The sequence below is a fragment of the Acidovorax sp. KPB24-03 genome (assembly GCF_057546605.1).
This window is the reverse complement of sequence record NZ_BAAJYR010000127.1, coordinates 1-10,109: the sequence shown is the minus strand read 5'-3', so window position 1 is coordinate 10,109 and position 10,109 is coordinate 1. Positions and strand designations below refer to the sequence as shown.

11 protein-coding genes and 2 pseudogenes are annotated in these 10,109 nt (G+C 68.8%); 3 read left to right on the top strand and 10 right to left on the bottom strand.

The genetic code is table 11. The features are described 5' to 3' along the window. The 8 genes from AC27KI_RS14215 to mnmG form a co-directional block, all read right to left on the bottom strand. The coding region (locus AC27KI_RS14215) for a hypothetical protein (RefSeq protein WP_487114385.1) at positions 1-186 on the bottom strand (186 nt) is incomplete at its 3' end. A gap of 163 nt (positions 187-349) precedes the next feature. Then, complete coding sequence (locus tag AC27KI_RS14210; protein ID WP_284397235.1) at positions 350-1,270, bottom strand: ParB/RepB/Spo0J family partition protein; 921 nt, start codon at positions 1,268-1,270, stop codon at positions 350-352. Between the two features lie 91 nt (positions 1,271-1,361). Next, entirely contained in the window at positions 1,362-1,667 is a 306-nt protein-coding gene (locus AC27KI_RS14205; protein ID WP_487114384.1) for a cupin domain-containing protein, read from the bottom strand. After that, positions 1,664-2,221, bottom strand: coding sequence for an RBBP9/YdeN family alpha/beta hydrolase (locus AC27KI_RS14200; RefSeq protein ID WP_487114382.1), 558 nt, complete (start codon positions 2,219-2,221; stop codon positions 1,664-1,666). Before AC27KI_RS14200 ends, AC27KI_RS14205 begins: the two co-directional genes overlap by 4 nt. A gap of 75 nt (positions 2,222-2,296) precedes the next feature. Next, positions 2,297-3,067, bottom strand: coding sequence for a ParA family protein (locus AC27KI_RS14195; protein ID WP_284405563.1), 771 nt, complete (start codon positions 3,065-3,067; stop codon positions 2,297-2,299). A gap of 22 nt (positions 3,068-3,089) precedes the next feature. Continuing rightward, entirely contained in the window at positions 3,090-3,704 is a 615-nt protein-coding gene (locus AC27KI_RS14190) for a LysE family transporter (protein WP_284430482.1), read from the bottom strand. A 30-nt stretch (positions 3,705-3,734) separates the two neighbouring features. Further along, positions 3,735-4,433, bottom strand: a complete 699-nt coding sequence (rsmG, locus tag AC27KI_RS14185) for a 16S rRNA (guanine(527)-N(7))-methyltransferase RsmG (RefSeq protein WP_487114380.1) — start codon at positions 4,431-4,433, stop codon at positions 3,735-3,737. Further along, on the bottom strand, positions 4,430-6,436 hold the full coding sequence (mnmG, locus tag AC27KI_RS14180) for a tRNA uridine-5-carboxymethylaminomethyl(34) synthesis enzyme MnmG (RefSeq protein WP_317356884.1): 2,007 nt from the start codon (positions 6,434-6,436) through the stop codon (positions 4,430-4,432). The genes rsmG and mnmG overlap by 4 nt, the downstream gene beginning before the upstream one ends. Before the next feature lie 233 nt (positions 6,437-6,669). Here mnmG and AC27KI_RS14175 point away from each other — a divergent pair, with 233 nt between their 5' ends. Further along, positions 6,670-7,266: an NADPH-dependent FMN reductase gene (locus AC27KI_RS14175; protein WP_487089662.1), complete on the top strand. Its 597-nt coding sequence runs from the start codon at positions 6,670-6,672 to the stop codon at positions 7,264-7,266. 34 nt (positions 7,267-7,300) lie between these two features. Here AC27KI_RS14175 and AC27KI_RS14170 read toward each other — a convergent pair whose 3' ends face one another. Further along, positions 7,301-8,437, bottom strand: a complete 1,137-nt coding sequence (locus AC27KI_RS14170) for a hypothetical protein (RefSeq protein ID WP_487089661.1) — start codon at positions 8,435-8,437, stop codon at positions 7,301-7,303. Positions 8,438-8,704: 267 nt separating this feature from the next. Between AC27KI_RS14170 and AC27KI_RS14165 the strand changes: the two are divergent. Together AC27KI_RS14165 and gstA are read left to right on the top strand one after the other, a co-directional pair. Next, a pseudogene (locus tag AC27KI_RS14165) lies at positions 8,705-8,962 on the top strand (YkgJ family cysteine cluster protein); the annotation flags it as partial. Positions 8,963-9,038: 76 nt separating this feature from the next. Beyond that, a pseudogene (gstA, locus tag AC27KI_RS14160) lies at positions 9,039-9,648 on the top strand (glutathione transferase GstA). Positions 9,649-9,692: 44 nt separating this feature from the next. Here gstA and AC27KI_RS14155 read toward each other — a convergent pair. Beyond that, positions 9,693-10,109: ABC transporter permease subunit (locus tag AC27KI_RS14155; protein WP_487089659.1), on the bottom strand; the 417-nt coding region annotated here is incomplete at its 5' end.

Here is a 10,109-nt window from a genome sequence, read left to right as displayed (position 1 = left end):
CGACAGCGGCACGCGCGATCGCACGGCCTCGGCGCCCGGGGAACGGGGTTGCCTGGCCGCCAGGTCCGGATGGCCCGATGGCCCCGCCGCAGCGGGCCCGCTTTTGCCGATGGCCGGCGCGCCATCGGCCCCGGTGGATTCGGGCTGCCGGTGTTTCACCTCGGCAGCGTTCACTGTCACTTTCATTGGTATGCACCTCCCTGTCCGCCGGCCTCCCTGCGCGGCCCAACGCCACCAGTGGAGCCATGCCGACGGGGCGCCGATTCTGAACAGGGATCGCGCCCGCGCAAAGCGCGGATTTCGCATATCGACCAACGCAATGCGCTGGTGCCGTGCGGCAGGGAGAGCGTCAGCCCCGCAGGCGCTCGATCAGGCCGTTGAGCGCCTCGATCGAGCCGAACTGGATCGCCAGCTCGCCCATCTCCTCGGTGCGGCTGCCACGCTTGACGCGCTTTTTGACCCGCACCTCGACCTCGGCCATGAGCAGGTCGGACAGTTCCTCCTCCACCCGCTTGAGGTCGCGCGACTTGGCGTCCTTCTTGGGCTTTTGGGGCACCAGGCTGAACTCGGCGCCGATCTTCTTGACCAGGGCCTCGGCCTCGCGCACCGACAGCTTCTTGGCCGCGATCTGGTTGCCCGCCGTGATCTGCGCCGCCCGGTCCAGCGACAGCAGCGCGCGCGCATGGCCCATGTCGATGTCGCCGGCCATCAGCATCGTCTGCACCGGATCGGCCAGGTTCAGCAGGCGCAGCAGGTTGCTGGCGGCGCTGCGCGAGCGGCCCACGGCCTGCGCGGCCTGCTCGTGCGTGAGACCGAATTCCTTGACCAGGCGCGACAGGCCCTGCGCCTCTTCGAGCGGGTTCAGGTCCTCGCGCTGGATGTTCTCGATGAGGGCCATGGCGGCGGCCGACTCGTCGGGCACGTCGCGCACCAGCACCGGCACCTCGGCCAGGCCCGCCAGCCGCGCGGCCCGAAAGCGCCGCTCGCCGGCGATGATCTCGTAGCGGCCCGCATGATCGCCCTGCGCCAGCCGGCGCACCAGGATCGGCTGCATGATGCCCTGCGCCTTGATCGACTCGGCCAGCTCGTACAGCGCGCCCTCGTCCATGCGCGTGCGGGGCTGGTACATGCCGGGCACCATGTCGGCCAGGGCCAGCGTGGTGGGAGTGCCTTCGGGCGGCGGCGGGGCGGCATCGCCCTTTTCCGCGACCTTGGGGCCCAGCAGTGCTTCCAGGCCGCGGCCGAGGCCCTTGGGTTTCTTGGTGACCATGGTGGTGTGCTTTCTGTGTTGGTTCTCGAAGGAAGGGGGCCGGCGCGGGCAAGGGCCCTTCGGGCCGCCGGAAGAGATAAGGGGAATGCAGTCAGCGGTCGAGGATGACCAGGGTGCCGTGGCTGCCGGGCGCCACGGCGTGCGGCATGCCCGCGGGAACGATGAAGACCTCGCCGGCCTGCACCACGTGGCGGGCCCCGCCGATCTCCAGGTTCATCTGCCCTTGCAGCACCAGCAGGGCTTCGTCGAAATCGTGGACCTCGTCGGGGTAGGCCTGCGCATCCATGCGCAGCACCTTCACCTGTGCGCCCGCGGCCACCCCGCACACCTGCGACCGCCAGGCCTGGGGGGCCGAGCGCGCCAGCGCCAGCAGATCGATGGGGGCGGCCGGCGTCATGCTGCGGGCCCCGGTGCCTGCAGCAGCAGCGACTGCAGCCATGCCAGGCCCTCGGACCAGTCCCCCAGGCCCGACTCGGCATTGATGTGGCCGAGCGCGCCCGCATCGACGAAGCGCGCGCCCCAGTCGTGGCCCAGCCCCTGCACGCGCTCGAAGCTGCAATAGGGGTCGTTGCGGCTGCCCACCAGCACGGCAGGAAACGGCAGCGGCTGGCGCGCGATGGGGGCCCAGCCGGGCAGCAGGGGCGCGATGTCGGGGTGCTCCACGTCGCCGGGGGCCACCAGCAGCGCGCCGCGCACCCGGTGGGCATTCTTCGAATGCGCCGCCCACCAGGCGGTGAGGATGCAGCCCAGGCTGTGCGCCACCAGCACCACGGGGCCGCCGGCGTCCACCACCACCTCTTCCAGGCGGGCGGACCAGTCGCCACGCAGCGGGTGCATCCAGTCGTGCTGCTCCACGCGCCGGTGGCCGTGCAGGCGCTCCCAGCGGCTTTGCCAGTGGTCTTCCCCGGAGTTCTGCCAACCGGGCAGCAGCAGCACGTTGTCTGGTTTCATACTATGTTTTTGATAGCAAAGAGGGCAATGAATCCGACGGCATGAGGGCGATCTGGCACTCAAACCCGCTGCGGCCTACATGCGCTTGACGCGCTTGACCATCTCGCGGGCGAAGTCCACGAACGCCTGGCTGCCCTTGGCGGACGGGTCGAACACCACGCCGGGCAGGCCGTAGCTCGGTGCCTCGGCCAGGCGCACGTTGCGCGGGATCACCGTGTTGAACACCTTGTCGCCGAAGTGGTCCTTGAGCTGCTCGCTCACCTGGCTTTGCAGCGTGATGCGCGGGTCGAACATCACGCGCAGCAGGCCGATGATCTGCAGGTCCTTGTTCAGGTTGGCGTGCACCTGCTTGATGGTGTTGACCAGGTCGGTCAGCCCCTCCAGCGCGAAATACTCGCACTGCATGGGCACGATGACGCCGTGGGCGCAGCACAGGCCGTTCAGGGTCAGCATGCTCAAGGACGGCGGGCAGTCGATGAGGATGAAGTCGTAGTCCTTGTCCACCTCGGCGAGGGCTGCCTTCAGGCGCCGCTCGCGGTGCTCCAGGGCCACCAGTTCGACCTCAGCGCCGGCCAGTTCGCGGTTGGCGCCCAGCACGTGGTAGCCGCACTTTTCCGACAGCACCGCCGCCTCCTTGACCGAGGACGACTCCAGCAGCACGTCGTACACCGTCAGCTCCAGCGCGCGCTTGTCCACGCCCGAACCCATGGTGGCATTGCCCTGCGGGTCCAGGTCGACCATCAGCACCCGCTGGCCGATCTTGGCCAGCCCCGCGGCCAGGTTGACGGAGGTCGTGGTCTTGCCCACCCCACCCTTCTGATTGGCAATGCAAAAAATCTTGGCCATGACTGCTTTCGTTTCGCGGAAATTATTTGGAGAGGGCCAGCTTGATGCCGAAGCCGATGAGGAAGACGCCGGCGATCTTCTCCAGCCCGCGCGCGACCTTCGGGTTGGCGCGCATGCGCTCGGCCAGGCGGTGGGTCAGCAGCACGACGACGAGGCCGTACAGGAAGGTGAGCACCGCGATGGTGGCCGCCATGGCGCCGAAGGTCAGCAGGCCCTGGTGGCGCGCCGGGTCTACGAACAACGGGAAGAACGCCATGTAGAACACGATGGCCTTGGGATTGAGCAGCGTGATCCACGCCGCCTGCTGGAAGTAGTGCCGGGGCTCGATGTGGAGCACCGGCTGACCGCCGGGCCGGGCGGTCAGCATCTTGAAGCCCAGCCACGCCAGGTAGGCCGCGCCCAGCCACTGCACGGCATGGAAGGCCGCCGGGTACGAGGCCAGCAGCGCGGCGACGCCCGCCACCGCCATCCACATCAGCACCTGGTCGCCGGCCATCACGCCCAGCGTGGCGGCCAAGCCGGCGCGCACGCCGCCCTTGCTGGTGGAGGTGATGAGCGCCAGGTTGCCGGGGCCGGGAATGGCGAGGAACAACACGATGGCTGCGACGAACGCGCCGTAATCTGCTACGCCAAACATGAAAGCCCCCCGAAAACTGGAGGAGCGAGTTTAAGCGACGGCCGGCGGCGCACCCGCCGGGCGCCGCATCCAGACGATGCAGCGCTCGGCATCCAGGCCGGGCACGGCGAGAGGTTCCACGTGAAACACCTGTACGCCCGCCGGCAGCGCGGCGATCTCGTCGTCGGGCCGCTTGCCCTTCATGGCCAGCCACACGGCGTGCCCTGCCATGGCGCCGCTCGACCAGGTGGTGAAGTCCGGCAGCGAGGCGAAGGCGCGGCAGCTCACCAGATCGTACGGCCCGGCCAGGGTCTCGACCCGGGCGTGGATGCCGTGCAGGTTGGGCAGGCGCAGCGTCACGGCGGCCTGCTGGATGAACGCCGCCTTCTTGGCCACGGTGTCCACGCAACTCACGTCCAGGCCCGGGCAGCAGATGGCGAACACCACGCCAGGCAACCCGCCGCCCGAGCCCACGTCCAGCAGCCGGGGCGGCAGCGCGGGGTTGGCATCCAGGTCCGCCGGCACCTGCGCCAGCTGGCGGCGCAGCGGCGGCACCGCCGCCAGGCTGTCCAGCAGGTGGTGGGTGAGCATCTCCTGCGGGTCGCGCACGGCCGTCAGGTTGTAGACCTTGTTCCACTTCTGCAGCAGCGCCAGGAAATCCATCAACTGGCCGATCTGTGCGCTGCCGAGCCCCAGCCCCAGGGCCTGCGCGCCTTCGGCCAGCGTGCCCTGCAACGCCTGCGCGGTCATGCGGGCACCTCGGCTGTGGCAGGCGTGGCGCTGAAGCCCTTGAAACCGCCCTTCTTCAAATGCACCAGCAGCAGCGAGATCGCGGCTGGCGTCACGCCCGAGATGCGCGAGGCCTGGCCCAGGGTTTCCGGACGGTGCTTCTGCAGCTTCTGGCGCACCTCGATGGACAGGGCCGGCACCTGGAGATAGTCCAACTCCGCGGGCAGGCGCAGGGTTTCGAAATGGGCGGCGCGCTGCACTTCGTCCTTTTGTCGGTCGATGTAGCCGGAGTATTTGGCGGCGATCTCCACCTGCTCCACCACCGGGTCGGCCAGCTCACCGAGTGTTTCACGTGAAACGTCCGGCGACGCCAGCCGGCCACCGTCCATGCCCATGAGCGTGGCGTAGTCCACTTCCGGACGTCGCAACAGGTCGAACAGGTTGTATTCGTGCTCGATGGCTTTGCCCAGCACCCGCGCCGACTCCTCGGCCGGCAGGCTGCGGGGGTTCACCCAGGTGGCCTTGAGACGCTCTGTTTCACGTGAAACCGCATCGCGCTTGCGGCTGAAGGCATCCCACCGCGCATCGTCCACCAGGCCCAGCTGGCGACCGGCCTCGGTCAAGCGCATGTCCGCGTTGTCCTCGCGCAGCTGCAGGCGGAACTCGGCCCGGCTGGTGAACATGCGGTAGGGTTCGGTCACCCCCTTGGTGATGAGGTCGTCCACCATCACACCCAGGTAGGCCTCGTCCCGCCGCGGCAGCCAGGCGCCGCCGAAATCGTTGGCCTCGCCCTTGATCTGGCGGCACTGCAGCGCGGCATTGATGCCGGCGAACAACCCCTGCGCCGCGGCCTCTTCATAGCCCGTGGTGCCGTTGATCTGACCGGCGAAGAACAGGCCCTGTACCTGGCGCGTCTCGAACGTGCTCTTGAGCGAGCGCGGGTCGAAGTAGTCGTACTCGATGGCGTAGCCGGGGCGCAGGATGTGCGCGTTCTGCAGCCCCGCCATGCTGCGCACCAGGTCGTACTGGATGTCGAACGGCAGGCTGGTGCTGATGCCGTTGGGATAGAACTCGTGCGTGGTCAGGCCTTCGGGCTCCAGGAAGATCTGGTGGCTGTCCTTGTCGGCGAACCGGTTGATCTTGTCTTCCACGCTCGGGCAGTAGCGCGGGCCAACGCCCTCGATCTTGCCGGTGAACATCGGGCTGCGGTCGAAGCCGCTGCGGATGATGTCGTGCGTGCGCTCGTTGGTGTGGGTCATCCAGCACGGCACCTGGCGCGGGTGCATCGCCGCCCCGCCGTGCGCATGCGCCATGAAGCTGAACACCGGCACCGTGCCCTCGTTCACACCGCCGGGCATGCCGTCGCCGGGCTGCTCCTCGCATTGGGAAAAGTCGATGCTGCGGCCGTCGATGCGCGGCGGCGTGCCGGTCTTCAGGCGCCCCTGCGGCAGCTTCAGTTCCTTCAAGCGGGCCGACAGGCTGGCGGCCGGCGGGTCGCCCGCCCGGCCGGCGGCGTAGTTGTTCAAGCCCACATGGATCTTGCCGTCCAGGAAGGTGCCGGCCGTGAGCACCACCGTGCGGCTGCGAAACCGCAGGCCCACCTGCGTGACGGCGCCCACCACGCGGTCGCCCTCCACCATCAGATCGTCCACCGCCTGCTGGAACAGCCACAGGTTGGGCTGGTTCTCCAGCATGCGGCGGATGGCGGCCTTGTACAGGATGCGGTCGGCCTGCGCGCGCGTGGCCCGCACGGCCGGGCCCTTGGAACTGTTGAGGATGCGGAACTGGATGCCGCCCTCGTCCGTGGCCAGCGCCATGGCACCGCCCAGCGCATCCACTTCCTTGACCAGATGGCCCTTGCCGATGCCGCCGATGGAGGGGTTGCAGCTCATCTGCCCCAGCGTCTCGATGTTGTGCGTGAGCAGCAGCGTGCGCTGGCCCATGCGCGCGGCGGCCAGCGCGGCCTCGGTGCCGGCATGGCCGCCACCGACGACGATGACATCAAATTCCTGGGGGTACAACATGGGACTGCTCCGGGGCCCCGCGGGGCCGTTCATCGATTCGATCGCCGCCGCAGGGCGCGGGGCGTGCCCGGCAGGAACGGCGCCGAAGGCCGGCCCTGGCAGGCTGGAAAACCGGTGATTTTCCCACTTCGGGCCCGCCCCTGCCACCGGTGCTGTTTCACGTGGAACAGGTGCCTTGCAACAACGGGTTTCTTGCAGGTTTCCTGCCCCGCCGGTGTGCTTCAATCGCGGCCATGCAAAAACTCCTCGTCTTCGCGGGCAGTACCCGCCAGCAATCGTTCAACCGCCGTCTCGCCCGCGCCACCGCCGACATCGCGCGCGATGCCGGGGCCGACGTGACGCTGCTCGAACTGTCGGACTTCGACATCCCCATGTACAACGCCGACCTGGAAGCCGCCGGCACCCCGCCCGACGTGTTGCGCCTGAAGGCCGCGCTGGACGCCCACCCGGGCTGGATCATCTGCTCGCCGGAGTACAACGGCAGCTACACCGCCCTGCTCAAGAACACCATCGACTGGGCCTCCAGCCCCGTGGCCGGCCACCCGGTGTGGGGCGACGGCACCCGCCCCTTCCGCGGCAAGGTGGTGGGCATGCTGAGCGCTTCCAACGGCGGCCTGGGCGGCCTGCGCTCGCAGAGCCACCTGGCGCCCCTGCTCATCAACCTGGAGTGCTGGGTGGCCCCGCAGTCCTTCGCCCTGGGCCTGGCGGCCAGCGCCCTGGACGACCAGGGCACGCTGGCGCACGAGCCGCACCGCCAGCGCGTGCGCGCGGTGGTGGACCAGGTGCTGTGGGCGGCCGACCGGCTGGGCACGCCGGGCTTGGCCGCCTGAGTGCGGCACGCAGCGGGCGCGGGGCCGGCCCCTTTCAGGGCAGGCTGAGCATCTGCTGAATCTTGCCCATGGCGCCGGTCAGGCGCTGCTGGATCGCCTGGCGCTCCGGCTCCGAACCCCCTTCGTACCCTCCCAGTTCTCTCGAGGCGGTGCGCAATCCCAGGTACACCGCGAGCCACTCCTTGGTATCGACGGGCTGGCCTGCGGCCGAATCGGGGTATGCCTCGACCTTGGCCAGGTCGTCCATGACCGACGTGTGTCCCGCAGAGAAGCATTCGAGCATCGGCTCGGCCGGACGGAACGAGTTCATGTGCATGTTGCGGATGAAGCGCTTGGGCTCGGCATCTTCCGTGTTCTGGCTGGACAACGCGATGAAGGCGGATTCAAGATCGTCGCGGCTTTTCGCGCGCTCTTCGGGAGCGGTCTGCTCGTTGGGGAGCCGCTGGCGGGCGGCTTCGATCTGCTGCGCGTTCAGGCCTTCCACCGGCTGGCCTGCGGGCAGCTTGGCGAGAATCGCGGCGATCTCCTTGTCGCCCAGGATGTCTTGCCCCAACACCTGCTGGCCGATGTGGCGCAGGCTCTGCAGGATGGGGGCGACGTTGTGGCGGCCCATCTTGTCGCCGAACTCCAGGTGGTAGTGCGGAAGCATGCGGCCGTTGTCGGCGAAGCTGACGCCCAGCGTGTGGTAGTAGTCGTAGTCCCGCTCGTTGGATGCGCGGGGGATCTTGCGGTCTTCGTGCACTTTGCCGTCCCCCGCCAGGTGGTTTTCATGGATGGTGATGGGCTTGGCGCCTGCCTTCTCCGCCAGCGTGTTGTAGGCCATCACCACCGACGTGACCGCGCGCTGCAGGTCCCGCTTTTGCGTCTGGCTCAAACCGCCCGTGGCGAAGAGGTCCGATCCAGTCAGGTTCAGAAGGCGCTTGTGCGGGCGAACCTCGATGTTGGACAGCAGCGACCCCTCGGTGCACGCAACGCGCGACCATTCGCTGGGGTTGTTGCGAGCGATGCTGACGGTGCCGGGATTGCGGGCGTTGCGCGACCCGAGCGGGTGCTGCAACGTGTCGAATCGCCGGACTTCCGGCGCCAGTTTCGGCCCCCCCTGCGTGGGCATGGATTCGCTGCGGGACAGGCCGCCATGCGGCTGAGCGGAGGAAGGCTGTGCGACTTTCAAGATGAAATCCCTTTCGATGGTTTTTTTGGACCGGCGTGGGCCGCCGGTTCCCCGTGAAGGCACCAGGCGCCCAGGGGGACTGCCATGCTAGGACGGCGGCCCGCCCGGCACGGGTCGGCATGCGAAGATGCGAGCGGCCGGGCGAAGCGCCTGCGCACGGCCTGGGGCGGGCCATCCGCCCTGCTCCAACCCTCAAAACGGCCTCCAGCGCAATATCCACTAGGGCATATTGCTATCAATTTAATAGTATCCAATGGGGTATTCCATTTGACGACCTGCCGGCCCGGCTGCGGCGCCTGCTGCACGGCCCCCTCGATCACCAGCCCGATCCCCGGCATGCCCCAGGGCAAGCCGGCCGGCGTGCGCTGCATCCAGCTGGACGATGCGCAGCGCTGCCGCATCTTCGGCCACCCGGAGCGCCCGGCCGTGTGCGGCTCGCTGCAGCCCGAGCCGGCCATGTGCGGGCCGGACCGGGCCCACGCCCTGCACTACCTGGGCCAGCTGGAGGCGGTCACGCGCCCGGCGCCCCCCGCCTTCAGCGGCCTCGGCCGCTTCCGGCTAGCATGCAGAGCTTGTCCAACACCACACCTTCGGGTCATCCATGAAGCTCTACTACAGCCCCGGCGCCTGCTCGCTCTCCCCCCCACATCGCCCTGCACGAAGCGGGCCTGGCCTTCACCCCCGTGCTGGCCAGCACCAAGAGCCACAAGCTGCAGGACGGCACGGACTACTACACGATCAACCCGCTGGGCTACGTGCCCCTGCTGGAGCTGGACGACGGCACCCGCCTGCGCGAAGGCCCGGCCATCGTGCAATACATCGCCGACCAGGCCCCCCTCAAGAACCTGGCCCCCGCCAACGGCACCCTGGCCCGCTACCGCCTGCAGGAATGGCTGACCTTCATCGGCACCGAACTGCACAAGGGCTTCAGCCCGCTGTTCGGTTCGTCCACGCCCGAGGAATACAAGACCACCGTGCGCGAAAAGCTCCTGTCGCGCCTGCAGTGGGTGGACAGCCAGCTCGACGGCAAGGAATGGCTCATGGGCGAGCATTTCTCGGTGGCCGACGGCTACCTGTTCACCGTCGTGGGCTGGGGCAAGGTGGTGGGCCTGGACACGTCCCACCTGACCCACCTGTCGGCCCACCACGCCCGCGTGGGCGCCCGCCCTGCGGTGCAGGCGGCCCTCAAGGCCGAAGGCCTGCTCAAGTAAGCCAGACCAACGGCGGGGGTCGGGCGTGCCTTCGGTGCCTGGATTCAGGCACGCCCCTTCCACGGCACCAGCCGCGCCTCGGCCCAGCGCACCGCCAGGTCGAAGGACCAGGCCACCAGGCCGATCACCAGAATGCCCATCACCACCAGGTCGGTGCGCAGGAAGTTCGAGGCGTTGAGCACCATCTGCCCCACGCCCACGGTGGCGGCCACCATCTCGGCCGCCACCAGCGTCGTCCAGCCGAAGCCCAGGGCGATGCGCAGGCCCACCAGGATCTCCGGCAGCGCCGCCGGCACCACCACATGCCACACCACCTGCAGGCGGCTCGCACCCAGCGAGGCCGCGGCATTGAGCTGCTCGGTGCTGGCGCTGCGAACGCCGGCCTTGGCCGCCAGGGCGATGGGCGCGAAGCACGCCAGGTAGATCAGCAGCACCTTCGACGCCTCGTCGATGCCCAGCCA